This is a genomic window from Actinokineospora lacus (assembly GCF_053813445.1).
On record NZ_JBQERA010000002.1, the window covers coordinates 500,223 to 525,111 of the forward strand.

Genomic DNA, 24,889 nt, shown 5'->3' on the forward strand with positions numbered 1-24,889 from the left:
CGTGGGTGAGTTCGTGCGGCTGGAAGTCGCGGACGGCATCGGCACCATCCGGCTGGAGCGGCCGCCGATGAACGTGATCGACCGGCAGCTGCAGGCCGAGCTGCGCGCTGCGGCGGTGCAAGCGCGGGAGAACCCCGAGGTCCGGGCCGTGATCGTCTACGGTGGGCCGAAGGTCTTCGCCGCGGGCGCCGACGTCAAGGAGTTCGCGACGATGTCGTACTCCGACATCGTGGCGTACGGGCCGGAGCTGAGCGGGTCCCTGCGCGTGCTGGCCGAGCTGCCCAAGCCGACCGTCGCGGCCATCACCGGCTACGCCCTGGGCGGCGGCTACGAGCTGGCCCTGTGCTGCGACCGGCGCGTCGCCGGTGACAACGCCAAGCTCGGGCAGCCGGAGATGCTGCTCGGGATCATCCCCGGCGCGGGCGGCACCCAGCGCCTCGCCCGGCTGATCGGCCCGTCGAAGGCCAAGGACCTGGTCTACACCGGCCGTTTCGTCAAGGCCGACGAGGCGCTGTCGATCGGCATGGTGGACGAGGTCGTGGCCCCGGACGACGTCTACGAGGCGGCGCGGCGCTGGGCGTCGCAGTTCACCAGCGGCCCCGCGCTGGCGCTGGCCGCGGCCAAGGCGGCCATCGACGGCGGCCTGGACAACGACCTCGACAGCGGCCTGCGCCTGGAGACGCACCTGTTCGCCGCGCTGTGGGCGACCGAGGACCAGAAGGTGGGCATGGAGTCGTTCATCGAGAACGGCCCGGGGAAGGCGGAGTTCCGTGGCCGCTGACCCCGCGCCCAACCCGCACGCCACCGCCGAGGAGATCGAGGCGGCCTGGGGCGACCCCAAGCTCGCCAACGTCCTCTACCACGACTGGGAGGCGGGCACCTACGACGAGAAGTGGTCGATCTCCTACGACGAGCGCTGCGTGGAGTACGCGGTGTCTCGGTTCAAGGCCGTCGCGGGCGAGGCGGGCTGGCCTTACGAGAACGCGATGGAGCTGGGCAGCGGCACCGGGTTCTTCCTGCTCAACTTGATGCAGGGCGGGGTGATCACGAAGGGCCACGTGACCGACCTGTCGCCGGGCATGGTCGAGGTGGCGCTGCGCAACGCGCGCGGCCTCGGGCTCGACGTCGAGGGCCGGGTCGCCGACGCCGAGGGCGTCCCGTACCCGGACGAGTCGTTCGACCTGGTGATCGGGCACGCCGTCCTGCACCACATCCCGGACGTGGCCGCCGCGATGCGCGAGGTCCGCCGGGTGCTCAAGCCGGGCGGCCGGTTCGTCTTCGCGGGCGAGCCCACGCGCATCGGCGACAAGTACGCGCGCAGGCTCGGGCAGGCGACCTGGTGGCTGACCACCAACCTGACCCGGCTCGGACCGCTGCGGGCGTGGCGCAAGCCGCAGGAGGAGCTGGACGAGTCCTCGCGCGCCGCGGCCCTGGAAGCCGTGGTCGACCTGCACACCTTCGACCCGACCGACCTGGAGTCGGTGTGCCGCTCGGCGGGCCTGGTCGAGGTGCGGGCGGTGACCGAGGAGTTCGCCGCGGCGCTGTTCGGGTGGCCGGTGCGCACGTTCGAGGCCGCGGTGCCGAGGGAGAAGCTGGGCTTCCGCTGGGCGATGTTCGCCTACCGCGCCTGGCAGCGGCTGACGTGGGTCGACGAGCGCCTGCTGCGCCACGTCCTGCCGCGCGAGCTGTTCTACAACGTGCTCGTCACCGGGCGTAAGCCGGGCTGAGTTGGGCTACCCCTTCACCGTCGGCGACGTGGCGTTCCTGCGCTCGCCCGCCGGGATCGCGGCCCTCGCGGAGATCGCCGCGCTCGCGCTGACCCCGGCATCGCACCTGGCGGACGTGACGGCCGCGCGGGCGCTGGCTGGCTCCCGCGCCGCGGCGCTGGTGGAGACGGTTCTGTTGCGGCGCAAGGCATCGGCGAAGGTGCCCGCCCCCGGCGCGTGGCTGTTCACCGCGGACGCCGTGCAGCAGGCGACGCCGTGGCCGGTGGCGGTGGCGCGGGCCCGGCGGCTGGCGGGGCGCGACGTGCACGACGTGACCTGCTCGGTGGGGGTGGACCTGGCGGCGGTCACCGAGGTGGCGGCTCGGGCGGTTGGGTCCGATGTGGACGGTGTGCGGCTGGCGATGGCCCGGGGGAACGTGCCGGGCGCCGCCGTGGTCCGGGCGGACGCGCTGCGCCCGGTCACCCGGTCCGCGGCGGTGCTGGCCGACCCGGCCCGCCGCGACGCCTCCGGCCGCCGCCGCTGGCGTCCTGCCGACTTCGCCCCGCCGCTGGACGCCCTGGTGTCGGCGTACCCGGGTCGGGACCTGGCGGTGAAGTGCGCCCCTGGTGTCGACCCCGCGGACGTCCCGTGGGCCGATGAGGTGGAGCTGGTCTCCCTCGATGGCGCGGTCCGCGAGGCGTGCCTGTGGACCGGAACCCTGGCGACGGCTCGCAGGCGCGCCACCGTCCTGCGCTCCGACGGTGCCGAGTGGACGGTCACCGACGCCGACGACGACACCTGCCTGGTCACCCCCGTCGACGAGTGGATCGTCGACCCGGACGGCGCGGTCGTCCGGGCGGGCCTGGTCCGCCACTACGCCGCCCGGCACGGACTGTCCCAACTGGACGACCGCATCGCCTACCTGACCGGCCCCGTCCCACCCCCCGGCATCCGCGCCTTCCGCGTCCTGGAACACGGGAAGTACACGGAAAAGACCCTCCGCTCCACCCTGTCCCGCCTGTCCGTCGGCCGCCTGGAGATCCTGGTCCGCGGCCTGGACATCGACCCCAACACCCTGCGCCCCCGCCTCAAACCCCGCGGCCACGCCGAAGCCTCGGTGATCCTCACCCGCATCGGCCGCACCCCCACCGCGATCATCTGCCAAGCCGAGCGCACCTGATGTCGTATCGTTGAACAATCCAACGACCGCTACCACGATGTCGTTCAATCGTTCGATCGTTCAACAAGTGACACGTTCACAGGTCGGATGGTTGGGTGGGCGCGGCACGGATTCGCGCCCACCAACCACTTCCTATGGCACGAGCCAGGCTCTCCCCCTACCCCCATTGATCTCCTCCTCGCGTGATGTCCCCCGGGGGTGATCACTACCATGAGCAGGATCGCTGAAACCGCAACGCTTCCGAGGCTGAACCCGCATCGGTCAACCGATCGGCCGAGCCGAACGCGCTGGTTACGAGGCCGTGCAGGGTGTCTGCACAGTGGGACAGCGTGAAGGGCGCACACACTGCTCGTGTGCGCCAACTGTGAGCGGATGGAACGGTTTGGTCAGGCGGATCGCACCCGGTCCAGGATGAACGCGCGCAGGCCGTCGAGGTCGGTGTCGACGGCGACGTCGATGGTGCGGAAGCCGGGGGTCGGGGGGACGCCGAGGCGGCGGTCGGCGATGACCGCGCCCCGGGCCGGGCCGGTGGTCTGCACGGTGACCGGGAGGCGTTCGGTGGTCAGCAGGCCGGGCTTCACCGCCTCGGCGATGGCGACCGCGTCGTGCAGGACGGTGCAGTCGTAGCCGAGCAGTTCGGTGTAGTGGGCGCGGTAGGACGGGGTGAAGGACTCCAGGACCTCGCCCAGCGGGCCCGAGTCGCGCAGGTCGCCGAGCCAGCCGCCGTCCACCGCGCAGCGGTAGGTCAGGTCGATCGGGACGAGGACGGTCGGCACGTCCTCCTCCACCAGCACCCGGTACGCCGCCTCCGGGTCCGCCCAGATGTTGAACTCCGCCGCCGCTGTCGAGTTGCCGCCGCCGAGCCCGCCGCCCATCACCACCAGCCGGTCCACCTTCGACCGCAGCGACGGGAACGCCGCGAACAGCAGCGCGATGTTGGTCAGCGGCCCGATCGGCGCGAGGGTCACCGGTTCGGGTGATTCCGCGAGGATGCGCGCGAGCAGGGCGACCGCGCCCTCCGGCTCGACCGCGCGGTCGGGGGACGGCAGCCGGTGTGCCTGGCCGGAGAGCCCGTCGCGGCCGTGGGCGTACTCGGCCTCGTGCGGGGCGGGGAACACCAGCGGCCGGGCCGCCCCGGCCGCGACCGGCACGTCCGGGCGCCCGGCGAGGGCGAGCAGGCCCAGCGCGTTGGTCGTGGTCCTCTCCAGGCCGACGTTGCCGAACACCGTGGTCACGGCGGTCAGCTCGACCTCCGGCGACCGCGCGGCCAAGGCGAGTGCGAACGCGTCGTCGACGCCCGGGTCGGTGTCGATGATGAGTCGGGGCATGTCCTCACTGTGCCGGCTCCTGGGTTACCTTTTCCCGCATGACGTCCATGTGGGGATCGCCGGTCATCTCGCGGCTGCGGCAGCGCCGCGACCCCGCGCAGGCCCGCTTCCTCACCATGGCCTCGCTGCGCTGGGTGCTGCGCCACCGCGCCTTCACCCCGTGGTATCTGGTCCGCTACTGGCGGCTGCTGAAGTTCCGCCTGCTCAACCCGCACATCGTGCTGCGCGGCATGGTCTTCCTCGGCAAGGACGTCGAGGTCCACGCCCGCCCCGGCTACGGCCGCCTGGAGATCGGCCGCTGGGTGCACATCGGCGACGGCAACGCCATCCGCTGCCACGAGGGCTCGCTGCGCATCGGCGACAAGGTGGTCTTCGGCAGGCAGAACGTCGTCAACTGCTACCTCGACATCGAGCTCGGCGCCGCCGCCCTGGTCGCCGACTGGGTCTACATCTGCGACTTCGACCACGTCACCGACGACATCCACCAGCCGATCAAGGACCAGGGCATCGCCAAGTCCCCGGTCCGCATCGGCCCGGACACCTGGATCTGCACGAAGGTGACCGTCACCAAGGGCACCCGCATCGGCCGCGGCTGCGTCCTGGGCGCCCACGCCGTCGTCCGCGGCGAAGTCCCCGACTACGCCGTAGCCGCAGGCATCCCCGCCCGCGTCGTCCGCGACCGCCGCGAAGCCTACGAAGCGGCCACCACCCACCGCGCCGCCATCGCCGACATGGGCCGCAAAGCCGACCGAGCCCTCCGCGAAACCCTCGACTCCCCCTGACCCGCAAGCCCCATGGCCAGCAGTCCGAGAGCCGTCCTGGTCACGGCAGCAGTCCCGCGATCAGGGCCAGCGACGCGTCCGACTCCAGCGCCTGCCGCTGCACGCTGTCGAGCAGATGGGCGAAGCAGGCGACCGTCTCGGCGTCATGGCTGTGCTGCACGGCCAACCGGCTGTGCTCCACCACCACCGGCGGCGCACCCCAGATGAGCTGGAAACTGCCCCCGGCATCAACGAGCGCATCAGCGGTCGTGGGAATGACCCGGATGCAGACGTTGTCCCGCCCGCCCATCTCCACCAGGTAGGCGAGCTGGTCACGCATCACGAGTGCGGAGCCGACCCTGCGGTGCAAGACATGCTCGGTGGTCACCCACAGAAACCCCAACGGATCATCGCTCTCCATCAGGGCAGACTGCCGCCGCTCCCGCGTCTCGTGTTGAGCGGTGTTATCCGGCGAGGTCAAGGCATCGGCGTAGGACTGGATCTGTAAGTGCGGCGGCACCTGCCACGGGTCAAAAACCGTGACCTGCTCGGCAAAGGCTTCCAACCCCACCACTAGGTCAGTGTCACGCGAGGCACGTCCATCCTTCCCACCTGGTGCTGTTCCACGACCGCGTGCCGTAGCGAGCAGAGACGCCAAACGCGGGAACAACTCCACGCGGCCCAAGTGATTGCACACCACCTCAATGGCTGGCCGGCTCAACAGGTTCTTGCCGTTCAGCGCTTGGGTCACCGATGCCCTGGACACCCCCAGCCACGACGCCACCGTCGCGTGAGTCACTTTTGTCTCGGCAACCAACCGTTCCAGCTCAAATCGCAACAACCGCCGCGCCTCGCCCGGGTGCAGCACCATCCGGGCCCGTTCACGCACGGGAATGACCGGCACCTGGTCCAGACACTGGCCTGGACTGCTCCGGGACAGAGTTCTCTTCGCAGCGCAACCGGTATCGCTCCAAGCACCGCAGCAAGGCATCATGCAGGTCCCGGTACCAGCGTTCAGCGAACGCTGACCACTCCAGCCCAGTACCGCGCTCGCGTGCGGCCTCCAGCGCCGCGACGTACGCCTCGTAGTAAGTGAAGCGCTCAAGGTCAGTTGCGCCGTCCCGCAACGCGAAACGCATGAAGTGATCGACAACGTCATGGACGCTCGCTGACCTCGACCAGGGTGCCTCTTCGTGCGTGATCGGCTGCTGTGGCATCTCGTGTCTCCCGGCTCCGGTGCCATGTCTGGAGGCATACCGAACGCCGTGAGCTGCCTACGCTGATGGAGGAGACATCGGGCTTGTCTCAGCGCGGGTGCTCCCGGTATCCGGGTGCCAGGGAGCAACGTATGTGCAGGTCAGTAGCCGAATCCGTACTGTCAGCTCGGGTTGTCTGTTGGCTCGGTTGCGCGAGCAAGCCCTACGAGATAACGAGGTCCAATCGCCCCGCGAGGGATGTTGCTTGCTCAGCCACCGACCGTCGGCCCCTCTGTATGAGGTTGGCAATGAGTGACTTCGCAGCCGGGCGGTAGCGAAGATCTTCAGGTGCCTCTTGTTCCGCCTCGATGAGCAGCACGAGCACCTGGGCGTTGTCGCGCTTCTGGTGCCAGCCCTGTGCTTGGTCTAGCAGGAACGCGACCCTGCGCTCGATCGACGGTGAAGCACGGTGGTCGACCTGCTCCGCGAGATGGAGTCCTTCGCTGGCCTGACCGGCCATCAGCTCGACGCTGGCCGCGTGCATCGCCACGTTGGTGGGACCGAACGCCGTCCAGCAGGCGTTCTGTTCGCCGGTGCGCTTTGCCAGGCGGCTCGCTTCATCGACGCGGGCGCGGGCCGTCCAGGCGTCACCACGACGCACGGCTGCCATCGAGGCAACAAGTAGCAGTGCTCCGCGCAAAGCCGCGCCCGTGGCTGATTCGGCGCTGGCACCAGACTGGAGTGCCGTCATACCGGCCATCGCCACGTCTTCGGCCCCTGCCGGCTCGTTATCGGCCAGTAGGACATGGGCCAGGTTCCACTGTGCTGCCGCCAGGCGGGTCGGGTCGTCCGCGAGTTCAGCCGAGCGGATGGCGCGATCAGCGGCGAGGAGCGACAGCTCGATGCGCCCGACTCGCTTGCAGAACGAGCGGAGGAGTCCGTAGAGGTCACTTGCGTGCCCGGCCACCACGCGACGTTCTGCGTGGGCATCGGCGCTTTGAAGCTCGCGGAGCTGTTGTTCAACGCCCGTGACCAGTGCTGGGGCGGTCGCACTGAGTTCGCTGTACCGCTGTGGGTGGCGCTGCCAGGTGTCCCACGCGCGCTCGACCTCATCGCCGAGGTCTGACGAAGACCTCGTCGCGGTATCGCCTGCCAGGGTCGTCATCGCCCGGTACAGGTCTTCGCCCAGTCGCACCATGCCCGGTCCAGGGATCGGATCGAACTTCGCCAGCGTCGTGGGCGGCTCGTCTGCCGCACTGCGGGGCCGGGCATCTTCTGCCGTGGTGCTCGACGCGGGGCCTTCACCAAGCAGAGCCGACACCGGTTGGCCGAGTACGCGGGCCAACTCGATGAGGACCGGCAACGATGGGAGCTTCAGTCCACGCTCGATTTGGTACAGGTAGTCGGTTGTGATCCCGGCGAGCCCGGCGACAACGGTCTGTTGGCGGCGCTGGGCAAGTCGGATACGACGCAGCCGCTCGCCAAGTTGGCGAGCTTGGTTTCCCTGGTCAACCGACACGCTGAGTACTCCAACCGTAACGCCGTGCTGCCATCGTACGCCGGGGTTGACTTGGGACGACATAGCCCACCGTGATCGCCGGGCGGGCTGCTGAGCGGCGGACTGGCAAACTTCTGCCATGTCCGTTGCCGATGGTTCTGCCCGCCTCCTGATTCTCTGGGACATCGACCACACCCTGATCGAGACGCGCGGTATTGGGTTTGCGCTCTACAAGGGGGCGTTCGAGAAGGCCACTGGGCAGGAGCTGCGCCGGCTCGCCAAGATCGCGGGCAGGACTGAGTTGGACATCACCGCGGAGTCGCTGCGGCTGAACGGCATCGAGTCGACAGACGAGGCGATCTCGAACGTCACGGCCGAACTGGTTCGCGCATACGCCGAACACCGCCATGAGCTCACCGGCACAGGACGGGCATTGCCGGGGGCACAGGACACCCTCGCGCATTTTGCCGGTCTGCCCGCGATCTACCAGAGCGTCTTGACCGGGAATCTGCGAGATGTCGCGCGAGTCAAGCTGGAAGCCTTTGACCTCGACCAATTCGTCGATCTCGATGCAGGGGCGTACGGCGAGGACGGGCACGACCGGGCCGAGTTGGTGCACATCGCCCAGCGACGAGCCCGAGAACGAGCCGGTGAGCCGTTCGCGAACGACCGAACCGTTCTCATCGGGGACACCGCCAACGATGTCCGCGCAGGGCGAGAGGCGGGGGTGGCCGTTGTCGCCGTCTCCACTGGCAAGACAAGCCGAACCGAACTGGAGGAAGCGGGGGCGGTCGCAGTTTTCGACAGCCTGATCGAGGCCCGATCCCACCTTCTGGAAATGTCGGGCATATGAAATGGAAGATGTCAGAGCGGCCGGTCAGCGGTTGAAGGCGTTGCCGGAGGCGATCTTCGGCCTGCCCAGCGGTGGGTGCTCGCCCACGCGAGCCGCTGCGTACACCCCGACGGTCTGGGCGGCGATGCGGTTCCAGTCGAAGTCGACCGACAGGCGGGACTTGGCGGTGCGGGCGCGGCGGCGGGCGCTTGTCGGGTCGTCCAGGACGGTGCGGATGGCGGTGGTCAGGGCGTCGATGTCGCCCGGGGGGAAGGACAGGCCGGTGCGGCCGTTGATGACGACCTCGCCCAGGCCGCCTGCGGTGGAGGCGACCAGTGGCGCGCCTGCGGCGGCGGCTTCCAGGGCGACGATGCCGAAGGGCTCGTAGCGGCTGGGCAGCACCACCGCGTCGGCGGCGGCGAGGAGGGCGGAGAGGGTTTCGTCGCTCAGGTGGCCCGCGAAGTCGACGGCGCGGCGGACGCGGAGTTTGCGGGCCAGGTCGATGAGTTTGCGGGTCTGCGTGCCGCGCCCGGCGACCACCAGGCGCGCGCCCGGGTGCGTGCGGCGGATCTTGGGCAGGGCGGCGATCAGGTCGTGCACGCCCTTCTCCCACTCCAGCCTGCCGAAGAACAGCAGCAGCGGCGCGTCGCCGTGCTCGGCGCGGGTCGCGCGGACCACCGTCGCGGGCACGCGCCAGCTGCGGGGCTCGATGCCGTTGTGGATGACCTCGATGCCCTCGGGGTCGACCTCGAACAGGTGGGCGGCCTCGGCGCGCATGGCCGCCGAGCAGGTGATCAGGGCGTCGGCGCGGTTGGCCAGCCACCACTCGGCGGAGTGGACCTGCTGGTTGAGCGGCTGGGACAGCCAGCCGGAGTGCCTGCCCGCCTCGGTCGCGTGCAGCGTGGCGACCAGGGGCACGCCCGCCTGCTCGGACAGCGTGATCGCCGGGTGCGTGACCAGCCAGTCGTGGGCGTGCACGACGTCCGGGCGCCAGCGGTCCAGCAGGCGCAGGCCCGCGCGGATCATCGCGTGGCCCATGGCCAGCGTCCAGGCGACCAGGTCCTTCTCGAACACCAGGTGCGTCGGGTCCTCGGCCACCCTGACCACCCGGACGCCGTCGGCCGCCGCGTCCTCGGTCGGGTGGGTGGCCGCGTCGGTGCCCGCCTCGTGCCTGCAGAGGACGACGACCTCGTGGCCCTGCGCGGCGATGTGGCGGGCGATGGCGTGCACGTGCCTGCCGAGCCCGCCGATGACGACCGGCGGGTACTCCCACGACAGCATCAGCACGCGCATCCGGGCACCCTACTCGTCGGTAAGCAGATCGCGGGCATCGAGCGCGCCGAAGACCCCGTCCTCCGCGCGCAGCTCGGCGGCCCGGGTCGCGGCCCGCTCGCGGGCGCCCGCGCGGATCAGCGACGCCAGTTCGGCGTAGCGCTCGTGGTGGGCCTTGGCGCGGCGCCGGGCGTAGTCGGCGGCGGAGTCCTTGGTGACCATGAACGCCCAGTCGCTGGACAGGGCCAGCAGCGCCTCCCTGGCGGCCTGGTCGCGCGCGGGGTCGCGGGTGGCGCAGGCGAGGTCGAGCAGGTCGGCTTCGAGGCGGGCGTTCGCCTCGACCATGTCGGCGACCTGGGTGCCGTCCCACACCCGCCAGTCCTTGCCCGATCCCCAGGACGACGCGGGCAGCTCGACGGGGGTGCCGACGTAGTGGTCGAGCGCCTTGTCCAAGGTGGTCACCTCGACGCCCGCTTCCGGCAGCGCGCGCAGGACGGCCTCCAGCCAGGCGGGACCCTCGTGCCACCAGTGGCCGTACAACTCGGTGTCGTAGGCGGCGACCACCAACGCGGGCCTGCCGTGCCGTCGCCGTAGATCAGTGAGCCTGGCGACGATGGTGTCCACGAAGTCCTGTGCGTGCCTGCGGACGGCATCCTCTGCCAGCAGCGGCTCGTAGGGCTTCTTGTCCTCAGGGGACACCCCCCGTCCGGTCACGCGGGCGGGTTTGAGGCCGGAGGGGTGGTCGTAGGTGTGGAAGTCCCGGTACGCGGCGTCCCCGGGGTAGCCCGCCTTGGGCGACCAGACCCGGTAGGTGACCTCCAGGTCCCGCCCGAAGCACACGACGCCGGAATCGCCGACCGGGCGGGCGAAAGCGGTGTCGCCGTGCAGGGCCGGACCGTCCACAAGGAACCGTCGCACCCCCGCCTTGGCGTACCCGGTCTCCATCCCGGGGGCGTAGCCGCACTCCGGGGCCCAGATGCCCGCGGGCCGCCTGCCGACCCGGCGGGCGGTGTCGGCGAGCCCGGCTCGCAGGGCGAACCCGCGGACCCGGGGGTCGAGCAGCGGCTGGAAGGGGTGGGTGGCCGGGCCGCCGATCAGCTCGATGACGCCGTTGTCGACCAGCGGGCGCAGCACGGGGGAGAAGCCGTGCCGCCAGTTCTGCTCGAAGTCGGCCAGCGCCGCGCCGGACGCGCGGAACTCGGCGGCGGCCAGCTCGCGGAGCCGGTGGTCGGCGCCGCGCCAGTTGACCGCGGCGTATTGCGCGCGCAGGTGCCAGTTGCCCAGCCAGTCGTGCATCGCGCGCAGCGCGTAGGGGTCGTCGAGCTGGGCGGCCAGGACCGGGGTGACCCCGAGGGTCAGCACGTCCCGGCGGCCCTCGTCGGCGAAGCGGCGCAGCAGGTCGACAACCGGCAGGTAGGAGTGTGCCCACGCCTGGTAGAGCCACTCCTCGCCGACCGGCCACGTGCCGTGGTGGGGCAGCCAGGGCAGGTGGCTGTGCAGGACGAGGGCGAACCCGCCGATCGGTTCGCTCATGCCCGTGCGACCGCGACGAGGTCGAGGGAGGCGTCCACGTCGTCGTCGGTGATGACGAAGTCCTCGGCGGTCACCGAGGCGACGGCTTCCTGGAGGTCGGCGGGCCACGGCGCGTCGGCGAGGGCGTGCTCGATCTGCGCGTCGATCAGCGATCCGCCGAAGCGGGTGTCGAGTTCGGCCAGCCGGGGTCCATGGTGGACGCCGCCGAGGAACTCCACGGTGAAGCCGGAGTCGGCCAGCAGCCCGGCCAGTTCGCGCCCGGCCAACTCCCTGGTGTGGAACGGGTTCAGCGGCGTGTCCCGGCCGGGGGAGAAGGTGATCCGGTTGGGGGTGGTCAGCAGCAGGGCGCCGCCGGGGCGCAGCACGCGGTGGCACTCGGCGAGGAAGCCCTCCTGGTCCCACAGGTGCTCGATGACCTGCAGGTTCGCCACCACGTCCACGGCGTGCTCCCGCAGCGGCAGGGTGGCCAGGTTCCCGCGCACGGTGTGGACCCCGGGGTACGCGCGGGCGACGTGGGCAGCGGTGTGGGCATCGTAGTCCAGGGCGAGGACCTGCCGCGCGGTCATGGAGAGCAGGTCGGCGCCATAGCCCTCACCGCACCCGGCTTCCAGGACGACCGCGTCGGCGCAGTGGTGCGCCAGGTGGAGATACGCGACCTCATGGCGCCTGAACCAGTAGTTCTCCTGGGCGATCCCGGGGACCGTGCGTTCACCGGTCAGCGGGAGCGGGGTCGTGTCCGTGGCCACGCGGGCACGGTAACCCATGCGCCCCGGGGGCTACCGGTCAGTAGCCCCCGGGCGGGTAGCGTGCGCGGATCGCCGTCCCCCGAATGAGGACCCCATGCGCATCGGCATCACCGGGCACAGCAACCTGACCGCCGACACCACACCCCTGGTCGCCGACGCGATCAAGTCCGCGCTCGCCGACGCCGAGGACCTGGTGGGCGTGACGTGTCTGGCCCAGGGCGCCGACCAGGTGTTCGCGCGGGTCGTGCTCGGGCTCGGCGGCCGGGTCGAGGTCGTGCTGCCCTCGGCGGACTACCGCGACCGGGTGGTCTCCCCGGACAACGCCGCCGAGTTCGACGCCCTCATCCGCCAGGCCGACACCGTGCGCGTCCTGCCCTACGCCCAGGCGGGCGAGGAGGCGTACATGGCCGCGAGCGAACAGGTGCTGAGCACCGTGCTGGCCGTGATCGCCGTCTGGGACGGCGGGCCCGCCGGTGGTCACGGCGGGACGGCCGACGTGGTCGCCGCCGCGCGGGAGCGAGGGCTGCCGGTGACGGTGCTCTGGCCGGACGGGGCCAGGCGCCAGGGCTGAGCGCCGGGGCTAAGCGGCAGTGCTGAGCGCCAGTGCCTAAGTGCCAGGCGCCGGGGTCAGACGTCAGTGCCAGGTGCCAGGTCCAAGCGCCAGGATCAGGTGCCAGTGCCAGTCAGCAGGGCTAGGGCTTGCGGCCGATGCCACCGGCGATGCACTGCGACACCGCGTCGAGGGGCTTGAGGCGGGGACCGTCGGGCCACCAGTCGGCGCACAGGGTGACGCCCGGGTCGATCATCTCCAGGCCGGGGAACATGGCCTCGATCTCGTCCCGGGTGCGGAACAGGCCCGATCCCATGGGGCTGTGGACGAAGACGTCCTCCATGCGGCGGGCCAGCCGCGACAGGTCGCCGTCGTCCTCGGGGTCGAAGAAGTGGCTGATGGCCACGACCGAACCCGATGGCAGGGCGTCGATGTAGGCGCGCATGATGTCCGCCGGGTCGCGCTCGCCGTCGTAGTGGTGGATGGTTCCCAGCTGGAACAGCGCGATCGGCTCGTTGAAGTCCAGGTGTCCGCGCAGGGTCTCGTTCTCCAGCAGCCGCTCGGGCTCGAAGATGTCCTCGGCGATGAAGTGGGTGAGCTCGTTCTCCTCCAGCAGCGCGCGCCCGTGGGCGAGCACGACCGGGTCGTTGTCGACGTAGACGACCGTCGAGTCCGGCTCGAGGCGCTGCACGACGTGGTGGGTGTTCTCCGCGGTGGGCAGGCCCGACCCGCAATCGAGGTACTGGCGGATGCCGGTCTGGGAGGCGACGAACCGGGCGACGCGGATCAGGAACTGCCGGTTGTCGAAGGCGAGTGTCGCCGCTTCGGGCGCGACCTGCTTGACCCGGCGGAAGACCTCACGGTCGATCTCGTAGTTGTCTTTTCCCCCTAAGAAGGCGTCATACACCCGAGCGATGCTCGCTTTGGTCGTGTCTATGTAAACGGGAGTCGGCATCGCAAATCCTCACAGAGCGTCGTCGATCATGGACGATGTGCAGTGAAGGAGTATCCTCGCATTGGCGTCGTGGACAAGGGGCGCACGGTCTCGGTTTGGCCCATGAGGAGAGCGGCAAGTGGTCGAGCGGCGCACAGACGGCGGCAGCGTGGGCAGGCCCACCGCGCGCCGGATCGTGCTCGGCGCCCAATTGCGGCGGCTGCGCGAGGCCTGCGAGATCAGCCGCGGCGAGGCGGGCTACGCCATCCGCGGCTCGGAGTCGAAGATCAGCCGGATGGAGCTGGGCCGGGTCGGCTTCAAGGAGCGCGACGTCGCCGACCTGCTGACGATGTACCAGGTGCACGACGAGGCCGAGCGTGCCGAGTACCTGGAGATGGTCAAGGAGTCCAACAACCCGGGCTGGTGGTACCGCTACGGGGACCTGATGCCGAACTGGCTGCAGGACTTCGTCGGCCTCGAGGAGTCCGCCTCCCGCATCCAGACCTACGAGCTGCAGTTCGTCCCCGGCCTGATGCAGACCGAGGACTACGTCCGGGCGATCGTCAGCCACGGCAGGCCGGAGATGGCCACGCCGGACATCGACCGCCGCGTCAAACTGCGGATGGACCGGCAGAAGGTGTTGCACCGCACCGACGCGCCGAAGCTGTGGGCGGTCGTCGACGAGTCCGTGCTGCACCGCCCCATCGGCGGCCAGAAGGTGCTGCGCGAGCAGATCGAGTACCTGCTGGAGATCACCCGGCTGCCCAACATCACGCTCCAGGTCGTGCCCTACGACCTGAGCGGCTACGCCGCCGAGGGCTCGTTCACCATGCTGCGCTTCACCGAGCCCGAGCTGCCCGACCTGGTCTGCATCGAGCACCTCACCAACGCGATCTACCTCGACCGACGCGAGGAGATCGAGCAGTACAGCCGGGCCGTGGACCGGCTGACGGTCGACGCGGAGACGCCCAGCCGCACGCGGCAGCGGCTGTCGAAGCGTCGCGCTGAGCTGTGAGAATCACTCTGTGTTAACCCAAACAGGCTAACCCGTTGCTCAATTACTGCTATCGGGTGCTCTTGGCTTGTGCGGATGCACGTGCATTTGCCCGACCGGGTGCACGTGTTACCGTCGTCACTACCAAGCGCACGTGCATTCACACCAAGAGTGAGCAGCGGGAAGGTGGTCTTCGTGGTCCGCAACGGAGTCTCGGCCGAGAATCTGACCGGTGCGCAGTGGCGCAAGAGCAGCCGCAGCGGCGCCGTCGGAAACTGTGTCGAACTGGCCCCGCTCGGCGAGGTGACCGCGGTGCGCGATTCCAAGTGCCCCACCGGACCCGCCCTGGTTTTCCCCGGTTCCGTCGCGGACGTGATCAGGGGCTTCGCGCGGTGAATTCGGACACGGAGTCGCAACTGCGCGCGCTGGTGAGGCGCGGCTTCGAGTTCCTGCACCCCCGCGACGCCAGCGGTGAGCTGACCGCGGTGGTCGGGGTGCGGGTGCACCACGACGTCATCGATGTCGTCCGGCTGCGCGCCGAGGACGACGTCGAGGCGACCAGGCTGCCTGGCGAGACCACGGACATCACCCGCCCCGCCAAGATCCTGTGGCAGCGCGCGGGCCGAGCCTCCGATGTGCTGGCCGCGTTGCTTGACCTCCCTGATGACCACACTCCCGGGGTGATCGACCAGTCCTGTGCGGCAAGTTGGGCGCGCGGGTGCTGGGTGCCCACCACCCCGGGCCGGGCGAAGTGGCTGCCCGCGACGGCGTGAGCCGCGCGGGCGTGACGCCCACGGGATTCCCGCCGCCGCGCCTGGCGGGACCGCCCGCTCAAGGCCACCCCTGCCCCGGGGTGGCCTTTGGCGTGTCCGGAGTGTCCAGGTGAGTACCGTCACCGGGCATCCGGGTTGCCGACCTCCTACTGGCTAGTAACATCGGTCGTGGCAAAGGCCACCGTGCCGTGCGGCCGACCCTCGTGGCAAGGTCTGCCGAACCGCACAACAATCGGCACGTCGCGCCGCACTTGGTCGGCTGCTCGTACCCGGGAGGTCGAAGAAGACCCATGCCAAACATCGTTGTCCTGGTCAAGCAGGTGCCAGACACCTACTCGGAGCGCAAACTCTCCGACAGCGACCACACGCTCGACCGCGAGTCCGCCGACGCGGTGCTCGACGAGATCAACGAGCGCGCCGTCGAGGAGGCGCTGCTGATCAAGGAGGCCCAGGGCGGCGAGGTGACCGTGCTCAGCGTCGGCCCCGACCGGGCCACCGAGGCGATCCGCAAGGCGCTGTCGATGGGCGCGGACAAGGCCATCCACGTCTCCGACCCGGCCCTGCACGGCGCCTGCCTGCTGCAGACCACAAAGGTCCTGGCCGCGGCGATCGGCCGCGTCGAGGGCGTCGACCTGGTCATCGCGGGCAACGAGGCCACCGACGGCCGCGGCGGCGCCATCCCGGCCATGCTCGCCGAGGTGCTGGGCTACCCGCAGCTCACCCACGCGCGCAAGGTCGAGATCGACGGCACCAGCATCAAGGTGACGCGCGAGACCGACGCCGGGCTGGCCCACCTCGAAGCCACGCTGCCCGCGGTGGTCAGCGTCGGCGAGAAGATCAACGAGCCGCGCTACCCCTCGTTCAAGGGCATCATGGCGGCCAAGAAGAAGCCGGTCGACACCCTGACCGTCGCCGACCTCGGCATCGACCCGGGCTCGGTCGGCCTGGCCAGCGCCAGCACCGCGGTGCTGGAGGCCACGCCCAAGCCCCCGCGCGCGGCGGGCACCCGCGTCTCCGACGAGGGTGACGGCGGCACGAAGATCGCCGAGTACCTCATCGGCCAGAAGCTCATCTGACGTCCACAAAGGAGAACGAGAACATGTCTGAGGTCCTCGTCCTCGTCGACCAGGTGGACGGCGAGGTCAAGAAGGTCACCTTCGAGCTGCTGACCGCGGCCCGCGAGCTCGGCGAGCCCGCCGCGGTCGTGGTCGGCGCGCCCGGCACCGCGGCGAAGGTGAAGGAAGCCCTGGCGGGCTACGGCGCGGCCAAGGTCTACGTCGCGGAGTCCGAGGACGCCGCCACGTACCTGGTGACGCCCAAGGTGGACGTGCTGGCCGCGCTGGTCGGCTCGGCCTCCCCGGCGGCCGTGCTGATCCCGGCGACCGCGGAGGGCAAGGAGATCGCGGGCAGGCTGGCCGTGCGCACCGACTCCGGCGTGCTGATCGAGGCGGTCGGGGTGGAGCGCTCCGGCGACGACATCGTCGCCGTGCAGGGCATCTTCGGCGGCGCCTTCACGGTGAAGTCGAAGTCCACCCAGGGCACGCCGATCGTGACCGTGCGCCCCGGTGGCGTCGACGCGGTGGCCGCCGACGGCGCCGCGGCCGAGGAGACCGTCGCCGTGCCCGCGGTCGACGCCGCGAAGGCGACCCGCGTCGCGGGCACCGAGCCGATCATCGGCGGCGACCGGCCGGAGCTGACCGAGGCGTCGGTGGTCGTCTCCGGCGGCCGCGGCATCGGCTCGGCGGAGAAGTTCGACGTCGTGGAGAAGCTGGCCGACACGCTGGGCGCCGCCGTCGGCGCGTCCCGCGCGGCGGTCGACTCCGGCTACTACCCGGCGCAGTTCCAGGTCGGGCAGACCGGCAAGACGGTCTCCCCGCAGCTCTACATCGCCCTGGGCATCTCCGGCGCGATCCAGCACCGGGCCGGTATGCAGACGTCGAAGACGATCGTGGCGGTCAACAAGGACGCCGAGGCGCCGATCTTCGAGATCGCCGACTTCGGTGTCGTGGGCGACCTGTTCACCGTGGCCCCGCAGCTGACCGACGAGGTCGCCAAGCGCAAGGGCTGAGCGCGGTACATCGGCGCCGTACTTCAGGGCAGTACTCAAGGGCGGCTCCCGGGATTCCCGGGAGCCGCCCTTTGCCGTCGTGGCGGAGCGGAATCGTGGGTCCGGATTCCGGCCTACCGGCAATTCACGGAAGGTCCACCGACTGGTAAGGGGAACGGGGGCGTGGCGGACGCGTGCCGGGCCGTACACCTAAGCCATGACCCATTCCCAGGTCCTGCTGAGCACGCCGAAGCCGGGAACCGACGCATCGCACTACTCCCTGCTGGTGGCCCACGACTCCGCCGATGTCGAGGCCGCCCAGCGCCTGCGCCACGAGGTCTTCGCAGGTGAGATGGGGGCCAACCTCCACTCGCCGGTCGCCGGGCTGGACGTGGACCGTTTCGACGAGCACTGTGACCACCTCGTCGTCCGCCACGACCCGACCGGGCAGATCGTGGGCACCTACCGGATGCTCCCGCCGCAACGCGCGGTCGCGGCGGGCGGGTTGTACTCCGAGACCGAGTTCGATCTCGCGCGGTTGTCGGGACTGCGCGGGGGACTCGTCGAGACCGGGCGTTCCTGCGTGCACCCCGACCACCGCACGGGCGCGGTCGTCAGCCTGGTGTGGGCGGGCATCGCGCGCTACATGCTGCTCTCCGGGCACCAGTGGCTGGCGGGCTGCGCGTCGGTCCCGCTGGCCGACGGCGGCGCGCTCGCCGCGGGCGTGTGGCAGACCGTGCGCGCCAAGCACTACGCGGACGAGGAGTACCGGGTCCGGCCGCTGACCCCGTGGGACCCGGAGAGCGCCGCGTCCGCCGGGCGGGCGGTGCTGCCGCCGCTGCTCAAGGGCTACCTGCGCCTGGGCGCGCGGGTGTGCGGGCCGCCCGCGCTGGACGCCGACTTCGGGGTCGCGGACTTCTTCGTGCTGCTGGGCCTCCAGCACGTTGACCAGCGGTACCTGCGTTTCTTCCTCGGGGAGTAGCCGTGTCCCACCCGTACATGCCGCTCTCGCCCTGCGGGCCGCACTGCCTCCGGGGTGACGAGCCGACCGTGGGCTGGGGGCTGACCGTCCTGCGGCTGGCGGCGGCGCTGGGTGTGCTGGTGTGCAGCCTGCTGCTGCTCCCGGCGCTGCCGCTGATCGGGCGCCACGGCAGGCAGTGGGTGGCCAAGCACGTGTTCCGGGCGCTGCTGGGCGCTTTCGGGGTGCGGCTGACCTGTTCGGAGCCGGTCCCCCCGTCCAGCCGCGGCGTGCTCGTGGTGACCAACCACATCTCGTGGCTGGACATCGCCGCGGTCAGCGCGGTGCGGCCCATGCGGTCACTGGCCAAACAGGACATCCGGTCGTGGCCGGTGCTCGGGCCGCTGGTCGCCGCGGCGGGCACGGTGTTCATCGACCGCGAGCGCCTGCGGTCGCTGCCGGACGCGGTGCGGCGGCTGACCGAGGCGCTGCGCGGCGGCGCGATGGTCTACGTGTGCCCGGAGGGCACGACCTGGTGCGGGCAGGGCATGGGCAGGTTCCGGCCCGCCCTGTTCCAGGCCGCTCTGGACGCCGGGGTGCCGGTGCGGCCCCTGGCGCTGCGCTATCACCTGGCCGACGGGCGCGAGACCCCGGCGCCCGCGTTCATCGGCACCGAGACGATCCTGGAGTCGATGTTGCGGGTGGCCAGGCTGCGGGGCCTGGTCGTCGACCTGCGGGTGTGCGCGGAGATCGCGCCGGGCAGGGCCGACGACCGCGCGGCACTGGCGATGCTGACCGAATCGGCGATGAAAACCGCCCTCGGCCTGCGCGTCACCATCCCCGCGCCGCGGCGGGCCCGCCGCCAGGAGGTGCCCGCGGCCTGAAGTTGTCCACAGGCGCGGAAATTGGGCTGGACCTCCACCAGGGTGGAGAGTGCACCATGAACAGGTGAGCACCCCGACCCTGCGCCCCCCGGCCGCGAACCCGCTGTGGGGCAAGCAGAATCGCGCCACCACGGTGGGCATCCTGCTGTTGATCACTATTGGCGCCTTCGAGCACCTGGGCGTCAGCACGGCCATGCCCAGGATGCTGGCCGACCTGGAGGGCGGGCACCTCTACTCCTGGCCGTTCACCGCCTTCCTCGCCGCGAGCGTCGTCTCGACCGTGCTGGCCGGGCGGGTCAGCGACCGGGTGGGGCCGCGGGTGGTGCTGATGGTGGGCCCCGCGCTGTTCCTCGTGGGGCTGGTGGTGGCCGGGACGGCGTCGGACATGCCGACGCTGCTGGCCGCCCGCTTCCTGCAGGGCCTCGGGTTGGGCGCGGAGGCGGTGGCGATCTACGTGCTGATCGCGCTGGTGTACCCGGTGGCGCTCCGGCCCGCCATGTTCGGCCTGCTGGCCGCCGCGTGGGTGGTGCCGTCCATCCTCGGCCCGACGATCGCCGGGGTGCTGACCTCGTTCGTGGGCTGGCGCTGGGTGTTCCTGGGGCTGGCCCCGCTGGCGCTGCTCGGTGTGCTGCTGCTGATCCCGACCCTGCGGGGGCTGCCCCGCGTCGAGCCATCCGGTCCGGGGCGGCGCGGGCTGCCGCTGGCCGCCCTGGCCGCCGGGTTCGGCATTACGGCGCTGACCTGGGCGGTGCAGCACCCGTCCGGGACGACGCTGTGGCTCGGGGTGGCGGGCGTGGCGGCCATCGTCCCGGCGCTGCGGGTCCTGCTGCCGCGGGGCACCCTGCGCGGGCGTCCCGGCTTACCGCGGGTCGTCTTGGCGCGCGGGCTGCTCGCGGGCGCGTTCTTCGGGGTGGAGGCGTTCGTGCCGCTGACCCTGAGCGCCGTGCACGGCTACTCGCCCGCGCTGGCGGGTCTGCCGCTGACCGTCGGCGCCCTGGGCTGGTCGACCGCGTCCTGGTGGCAGGGCAGGGTCGAGTTGGACCGCTCCACGCTGGTCCGGATCGGCTTCACGTTCCTGGCCGTCGGCCTGGCGGGCATGGCCCTGATCGCCCCGGACTGGCCGCTGGCGTGGACCGCGTCGCTGTGGTGGGCCATCGCCGGGGCGGGCATGGGCATGGCCTTCCCCGCGGTGAGCGTGCTGGCGCTCGGGTACGCCCCGGAGACCGAACGCGGCTTCGCCTCCTCCGCCCTGCAGGTCTCCGACATGCTGTTCTCCGCCCTCCTGGTCGGCACGGGCGGTGTCCTGCTGGCCGCGCTGGCCTCCCCGGCGGCGCCGACGGCGGCGATCGTCGTCATCAACCTGATCATGGCTGGCGTCGCCGCCGCGGGCGCGGTCCTGTTCTTACGCACCCGTGACTGACCGATGGCGCGTGGCGGTGGGCGGAACAAGGGCGGGCGGCGGCGTGTTGGAAGGAGGGTGCTGAGCCCGATGCCCGTGACGGCCCTGGTTACGCTGGTGGCGCGATGACGTATCTCGACCATGCGGCCACCACGCCGATGCTGCCGGAGGCGGTGACGGCGCTCACCGCGGCGTTGCCCGCTCTCGGCAACGCCTCCTCGCTGCACACCTCGGGCCGCAGGGCCCGCCGAGCGGTGGAGGAGGCGCGGGAGTCGATCGCGGCGGCGCTGGGCGCGCGGCCATCGGAGGTCGTCTTCACCTCCGGCGGGACCGAGAGCGACAACCTCGCCGTCAAGGGCATCCACTGGGCGCGCGCCCAGAAGGACCCGCGCAAGACCCGCGTCCTGGTCAGCGCCGTCGAGCACCACGCCGTCCTCGACGCCGCCCTGTGGCTGCGCGAGCACGCCGACGCGGAGGTCGTCGAGCTGGAGGTGGACGACTTCGGCCGCGTGCACGCCGACACCCTGCGCGCCGCGATCGCCGAGGCGCCGGAGCGGACCTCGCTGGTCAGCGTCATGTGGGCCAACAACGAGGTCGGCACCGTCAACCCGGTCCGCGAGCTGGCCGAGACGTGCGCGGAGTTCGGCATCCCCTTCCACACCGACGCCGTGCAGGCCGTCGGCGCGCTGCCGGTCGACTTCGCCGCGAGCGGGGCCAACGCGCTGTCCGTCTCCGGGCACAAGGTCGGCGGCCCCTACGGCGTCGGCGCCCTCCTGCTCGGCCGCGACGTGCCCTGCGTCCCCCTGACGCACGGCGGCGGCCAGGAGCGCGACGTGCGCTCCGGCACCCTCGACGTCCCCTCCATCCTGGCCATGGCCGCGGCCATCGAGACCGCCACCACGCGGCGGGCAGCCCGCGCCCAGCAGCTCACCGAGCTGCGCGACGACCTGGTCGCCCGGGTCAGGGCGGTGCTGCCGCTGGCCATCCTCAACGGCGACCCCGGCCAGACGGTCATGGACGGCGGGCCGTCCCGCCTGCCCGGCAACGCCCACTTCACCTTCCCCGGCTGCGAGGGCGACAGCCTCCTGATGCTCCTCGACGCCCGCGGCATCGAGTGCTCGACCGGGTCCGCCTGCACCGCGGGTGTCGCCCAGCCCAGCCACGTCCTGCTCGGCATGGGCGTGGCCCCCGACCTGGCCCGCGGGTCCCTGCGGTTCTCCCTGGGCCACACCACCACCCAGGCCGACATCGACGCGCTGGTCGCCGCGATCGTGCCGGTGGTCGAGCGGGCCCGGTCGGCGGGTCTCGCCGGGATGCGGCGAAAGCCCGCGGAGGTCTGAGGAACGTGCGCGTGCTGGCCGCGATGAGCGGGGGAGTGGACTCGGCGGTGGCCGCCGCGCGGGCGGTGGCCGCCGGGCACGACGTGGTCGGCGTGCACCTGGCGCTCTCGGCCAAGCCGGGGACGCTGCGCACCGGCTCGCGCGGGTGCTGCACCGTCGAGGACGCTCACGACGCCCGCCGCGCCGCCGACATCCTCAAGATCCCCTTCTACGTGTGGGACTTCGCCGAGCGGTTCACCGAGGACGTGGTCGAGGACTTCGTCGCCGAGTACGCCGCGGGCCGCACCCCCAACCCCTGCCTGAAGTGCAACGAGCGCATCAAGTTCGAGGCGCTGCTGGACAAGGCCGTCGCCCTGGGCTTCGACGCGGTCTGCACCGGCCACTACGCCAGGCTCGCAGGCGGGGTGCTGCGCCGCGCCGTCGACGAGGCCAAGGACCAGTCCTACGTGCTCGCCTCGCTGACCCCCGAGCAGCTCAAGCACGCCATGTTCCCGGTCGGCGACACCACAAAGGACCAGATCCGCGCCGAGGCCACCGCGGGCGGCCTCGCCGTCGCGGACAAGCCCGACAGCTACGACATCTGCTTCATCCCCGACGGCGACACCCGGGCCTTCCTGGAGTCCCGCATCGGCGAGCGCCCCGGCACCCTGGTCGACGCCGAGACCGGCGCGGTGCTCGGCGTCCACACCGGGGTGCACGGGTTCACCGTCGGCCAGCGCCACGGCCTGGGCATCGACCGTCCCGCCCCGGACGGTCGCCCGCGCTACGTCCTCGCCCTGGAGCCGGTCGACGGCACCGTCCGCGTCGGACCGATCGAACGGCTGGCCGTGGCCGAGATCGTCGCGGAGCGGCCGGTGTGGCCGCGCCACGAGCCGCTCGTCGGCGCGGTCGACTGCGTGGCCCAGGTCCGCGCGCACGGCGGCACCAGCCCGGCGACGGCCCGCGTCCAGGACGGTGTCCTGATCGTCCGGCCCCACGAGACCCTCACGGGAGTCGCACCGGGACAGGCGGTGGTCCTCTACCGCCCCGACCCCGACGGCGACATCGTGCTCGGCAGCGCGACCATCAGCGCGACCACCAGCGCCACGCGGCCGAACGAGTAATCGCAACCAGCCCTCTACGCTGCGTAATCATCCTCACCCGACGGGGATTTCACACCAACCCGTTACGCAGGAAATATGGTGAGCGACGTATCTGATGAGGCGTGAGCTGCTCTACTACAAATGGCAGATACGGCCTCAAACGGAGCACAGAACGTCACGAAGGGTGGGGCGATGGTGACGATGGGACCGAACACCGGGACAGCGGCCAACGGGGACAAGCCGCCGAGCGGGGGGACCCGCCTGCCCGCGGGCCCGGCATTGGCCCTGCTCGAACGCCATCGCGCCCGCGTGCTCGATCCGGCGTCGGCCCTGTGCGGCGCCGAGGGCAAGCCCGGGTCCACCCTCTACCGCGGCGACACCCTGCTGGTGCCGCTGCGCGTGGTGCGCGACCCGGAGGCGCTGGCCCGGCTGAACAAGGTCCTCGCGCCGATGGAGGTGGTCCTGGAGCCGATCGTGCCCACCACCAAGCGTTGGCAGGAGGTCCTGCCCCGGCTCACCGAGGACCTGCCCGTGTCCACGCTCATCCGGCTCAGCGAGGACTCCTGCGCCGACCAGCTGCCCGATCCGTGGGCGCTGCTCGTGCGGCTGCGCCGCAAGCTCGACGACGAGGACACCCGGGGCATCGGACTTGAGCACCTGGCGGGAGCTGCTTCAGTGGAACTGCACGGCACACCTTTCGGACACGGTCAACCCTTCGGCCACGGCCAGCCGTTCGGGCACGGCCAGCCCTTCGGCCACGGCCAGCCCCACGGACAGGTCCCGGCCGGGCTGCCGCTGGCCACCGGCAGCCGCAACCCCGTGCGGCTGTTCGTGCCCCAGCCCCGCCGCCGCGACGTCCAGGACATCGCCGCGGGCAGGCGCCCCGTCGTCGCCGTGCTGGACACCGGCATCGGCGAGCACCCGTGGCTGCCCGTCGGCGACCCGGCGGACGACCCGGTGGTCGAGATCGCCCCGGACTTCCAGCAGCTGCTGGCCGACTCCGAGGCCGCGCTGGCCGCCGCCAGCGGCCACCAGCCCGGCCCGTCCCTGGTCTCCCCGCTCGACCAGCGCGACGTCGTGCAGCCCCTGCTGGGCCTGACCGACTCGCACAGCGGGCACGGCACGTTCGTCACCGGCCTGGTCCACCAGAACTGCCCGGACGCGCGCATCCTGTCGCTGCGCGTCCTGCACACCGACGGCATCACCACCGACCGCATCGTGCTGCTGGCCCTGGAGTGGCTGCGCCTGCGCGTCGTCGCAGCCCTGGCCGAGGACCGGCCCGCCGACCTGGTGGACGTGGTCTCGCTGTCGCTGGGCTTCTACCCGGAGACCGACGACACCCAGACCGGCTTCCTGCTGGCCGAGGCGGTCCGCAAGCTCACCGAGCTGGGCGTGACGGTCGTGGCCGCCGCGGGCAACGACGCGTCCGCGCGGCCGTTCGTGCCCGCCGCGCACGCGCTCAACGCCGACGGCAGCAACAACGGCAACAACCTGCTGGTCGCCGTCGGCGCGCTCAACGCCTCCGGCAAGACCGTGGCCGCCTTCAGCAACGACGGCGACTGGGTGACCCGCTGGGCGCCGGGCAACGCGCTGGTCAGCACCGTGCCGCTGTGGCAGGGCTCCGGGCAGGGGTCCATCTCGCTGGACAACGGCGACCACGTCCGCGCCGCCCCCGACCACGACGACCTGACCACCGGCTTCGCCGTGTGGGCGGGCACGTCCTTCGCCACCCCGGTGATCGCGGGCATGCTCGCCGAGCGGCTGGCCGACCGGCCCGACCCCGAGGCCCTCTGCGACCGCCCGCTGCGCGCCGCCGAGGCACTGGCCGAGGTCGACGACTACTTGACGTCACTGGGTTGGAAACGCTGAGCGCCCC

Annotated in this window: 24 protein-coding genes; 17 read left to right on the forward strand and 7 right to left on the reverse strand. The window is 71.4% G+C overall.

Annotated features, from left to right (window positions below; translation table 11 throughout):
- Position 1 precedes the first annotated feature (1 nt).
- From ACTG9Q_RS06675 to ACTG9Q_RS06685, 3 genes are read left to right on the forward strand one after another with little or no spacing between them, the layout of a single operon-like run.
- Entirely contained in the window at positions 2-781 is a 780-nt protein-coding gene (locus tag ACTG9Q_RS06675; RefSeq protein WP_455571728.1) for an enoyl-CoA hydratase/isomerase family protein, read from the forward strand.
- The gene (locus ACTG9Q_RS06680) at positions 771-1,727 is read left to right on the forward strand and encodes a class I SAM-dependent methyltransferase (protein WP_455571729.1); all 957 of its coding nucleotides are present in this window, start codon (positions 771-773) and stop codon (positions 1,725-1,727) included. The genes ACTG9Q_RS06675 and ACTG9Q_RS06680 overlap by 11 nt, the downstream gene beginning before the upstream one ends.
- Position 1,728: 1 nt before the next feature.
- Positions 1,729-2,886, forward strand: coding sequence for a THUMP-like domain-containing protein (locus ACTG9Q_RS06685; protein ID WP_455571730.1), 1,158 nt, complete (start codon positions 1,729-1,731; stop codon positions 2,884-2,886).
- Positions 2,887-3,272: 386 nt separating this feature from the next.
- Here ACTG9Q_RS06685 and ACTG9Q_RS06690 read toward each other — a convergent pair whose 3' ends face one another.
- Complete coding sequence (locus ACTG9Q_RS06690) at positions 3,273-4,214, reverse strand: nucleoside hydrolase (protein WP_455571731.1); 942 nt, start codon at positions 4,212-4,214, stop codon at positions 3,273-3,275.
- A gap of 38 nt (positions 4,215-4,252) precedes the next feature.
- Here ACTG9Q_RS06690 and ACTG9Q_RS06695 point away from each other — a divergent pair, with 38 nt between their 5' ends.
- A complete protein-coding gene (locus ACTG9Q_RS06695; RefSeq protein WP_455571732.1) occupies positions 4,253-4,996 on the forward strand; it encodes an acyltransferase in 744 nt (247 codons plus the stop codon).
- 40 nt (positions 4,997-5,036) lie between these two features.
- On the opposite strand, the gene ACTG9Q_RS06700 is transcribed toward ACTG9Q_RS06695, so the two are convergent.
- On the reverse strand, positions 5,037-5,864 hold the full coding sequence (locus ACTG9Q_RS06700; protein WP_455571733.1) for a DUF5753 domain-containing protein: 828 nt from the start codon (positions 5,862-5,864) through the stop codon (positions 5,037-5,039).
- A gap of 530 nt (positions 5,865-6,394) precedes the next feature.
- A complete protein-coding gene (locus ACTG9Q_RS06705; RefSeq protein WP_455571734.1) occupies positions 6,395-7,690 on the reverse strand; it encodes a helix-turn-helix domain-containing protein in 1,296 nt (431 codons plus the stop codon).
- A gap of 118 nt (positions 7,691-7,808) precedes the next feature.
- On the opposite strand from ACTG9Q_RS06705, the gene ACTG9Q_RS06710 reads away from it, so the two are divergent.
- The gene (locus ACTG9Q_RS06710; protein WP_455571735.1) at positions 7,809-8,522 is read left to right on the forward strand and encodes an HAD family hydrolase; all 714 of its coding nucleotides are present in this window, start codon (positions 7,809-7,811) and stop codon (positions 8,520-8,522) included.
- Positions 8,523-8,546: 24 nt separating this feature from the next.
- Here the strand turns inward: ACTG9Q_RS06710 and ACTG9Q_RS06715 are convergent, their stop codons facing one another.
- Genes ACTG9Q_RS06715 through ACTG9Q_RS06725 form a run of 3 tightly spaced genes read right to left on the reverse strand, consistent with a single transcriptional unit; the run spans position 8,547 to position 12,070 of the window.
- The gene (locus ACTG9Q_RS06715) at positions 8,547-9,794 is read right to left on the reverse strand and encodes a glycosyltransferase family 4 protein (protein WP_455571736.1); all 1,248 of its coding nucleotides are present in this window, start codon (positions 9,792-9,794) and stop codon (positions 8,547-8,549) included.
- A 9-nt stretch (positions 9,795-9,803) separates the two neighbouring features.
- Positions 9,804-11,306, reverse strand: coding sequence for a 1,4-alpha-glucan branching protein domain-containing protein (locus ACTG9Q_RS06720; RefSeq protein ID WP_455571737.1), 1,503 nt, complete (start codon positions 11,304-11,306; stop codon positions 9,804-9,806).
- The gene (locus ACTG9Q_RS06725; RefSeq protein WP_455571738.1) at positions 11,303-12,070 is read right to left on the reverse strand and encodes a class I SAM-dependent methyltransferase; all 768 of its coding nucleotides are present in this window, start codon (positions 12,068-12,070) and stop codon (positions 11,303-11,305) included. The genes ACTG9Q_RS06720 and ACTG9Q_RS06725 overlap by 4 nt, the downstream gene beginning before the upstream one ends.
- 76 nt (positions 12,071-12,146) lie before the next feature.
- Here ACTG9Q_RS06725 and ACTG9Q_RS06730 point away from each other — a divergent pair, with 76 nt between their 5' ends.
- Positions 12,147-12,623 carry a hypothetical protein gene (locus tag ACTG9Q_RS06730; RefSeq protein WP_455571739.1) on the forward strand — a complete coding sequence of 159 codons (477 nt, stop codon included), beginning with the start codon at positions 12,147-12,149 and terminating at the stop codon, positions 12,621-12,623.
- Positions 12,624-12,744: 121 nt separating this feature from the next.
- Here ACTG9Q_RS06730 and ACTG9Q_RS06735 read toward each other — a convergent pair whose 3' ends face one another.
- The gene (locus tag ACTG9Q_RS06735) at positions 12,745-13,557 is read right to left on the reverse strand and encodes an SAM-dependent methyltransferase (protein ID WP_455571740.1); all 813 of its coding nucleotides are present in this window, start codon (positions 13,555-13,557) and stop codon (positions 12,745-12,747) included.
- 118 nt (positions 13,558-13,675) lie between these two features.
- On the opposite strand from ACTG9Q_RS06735, the gene ACTG9Q_RS06740 reads away from it, so the two are divergent.
- The 11 genes from ACTG9Q_RS06740 (at position 13,676) to ACTG9Q_RS06790 (ending at position 24,882) form a co-directional block, all read left to right on the forward strand.
- Positions 13,676-14,551, forward strand: a complete 876-nt coding sequence (locus ACTG9Q_RS06740; protein ID WP_455571741.1) for a helix-turn-helix domain-containing protein — start codon at positions 13,676-13,678, stop codon at positions 14,549-14,551.
- Between the two features lie 165 nt (positions 14,552-14,716).
- Complete coding sequence (locus ACTG9Q_RS06745; protein ID WP_455571742.1) at positions 14,717-14,926, forward strand: DUF397 domain-containing protein; 210 nt, start codon at positions 14,717-14,719, stop codon at positions 14,924-14,926.
- Positions 14,923-15,303 carry a hypothetical protein gene (locus ACTG9Q_RS06750; RefSeq protein WP_455571743.1) on the forward strand — a complete coding sequence of 127 codons (381 nt, stop codon included), beginning with the start codon at positions 14,923-14,925 and terminating at the stop codon, positions 15,301-15,303. The genes ACTG9Q_RS06745 and ACTG9Q_RS06750 overlap by 4 nt, the downstream gene beginning before the upstream one ends.
- Positions 15,304-15,593: 290 nt before the next feature.
- Positions 15,594-16,379 (forward strand): electron transfer flavoprotein subunit beta/FixA family protein, encoded by a 786-nt coding sequence (locus tag ACTG9Q_RS06755; RefSeq protein ID WP_455571744.1) that lies wholly within the window; start codon positions 15,594-15,596, stop codon positions 16,377-16,379.
- A gap of 23 nt (positions 16,380-16,402) precedes the next feature.
- A complete protein-coding gene (locus tag ACTG9Q_RS06760) occupies positions 16,403-17,371 on the forward strand; it encodes an electron transfer flavoprotein subunit alpha/FixB family protein (protein WP_455571745.1) in 969 nt (322 codons plus the stop codon).
- Between the two features lie 196 nt (positions 17,372-17,567).
- Complete coding sequence (locus ACTG9Q_RS06765) at positions 17,568-18,332, forward strand: GNAT family N-acetyltransferase (RefSeq protein WP_455571746.1); 765 nt, start codon at positions 17,568-17,570, stop codon at positions 18,330-18,332.
- A gap of 2 nt (positions 18,333-18,334) precedes the next feature.
- Positions 18,335-19,192, forward strand: a complete 858-nt coding sequence (locus ACTG9Q_RS06770; RefSeq protein WP_455571747.1) for a lysophospholipid acyltransferase family protein — start codon at positions 18,335-18,337, stop codon at positions 19,190-19,192.
- Between the two features lie 64 nt (positions 19,193-19,256).
- Positions 19,257-20,612, forward strand: coding sequence for an MFS transporter (locus ACTG9Q_RS06775; protein WP_455571748.1), 1,356 nt, complete (start codon positions 19,257-19,259; stop codon positions 20,610-20,612).
- Positions 20,613-20,716: 104 nt separating this feature from the next.
- Positions 20,717-21,931: a cysteine desulfurase family protein gene (locus ACTG9Q_RS06780; protein WP_455571749.1), complete on the forward strand. Its 1,215-nt coding sequence runs from the start codon at positions 20,717-20,719 to the stop codon at positions 21,929-21,931.
- Between the two features lie 5 nt (positions 21,932-21,936).
- Positions 21,937-23,034 (forward strand): tRNA 2-thiouridine(34) synthase MnmA, encoded by a 1,098-nt coding sequence (gene mnmA / locus ACTG9Q_RS06785; RefSeq protein ID WP_455571750.1) that lies wholly within the window; start codon positions 21,937-21,939, stop codon positions 23,032-23,034.
- A 171-nt stretch (positions 23,035-23,205) separates the two neighbouring features.
- Positions 23,206-24,882: a S8 family peptidase gene (locus ACTG9Q_RS06790; RefSeq protein WP_455571751.1), complete on the forward strand. Its 1,677-nt coding sequence runs from the start codon at positions 23,206-23,208 to the stop codon at positions 24,880-24,882.
- The last annotated feature ends 7 nt before the right edge of the window (positions 24,883-24,889 follow it).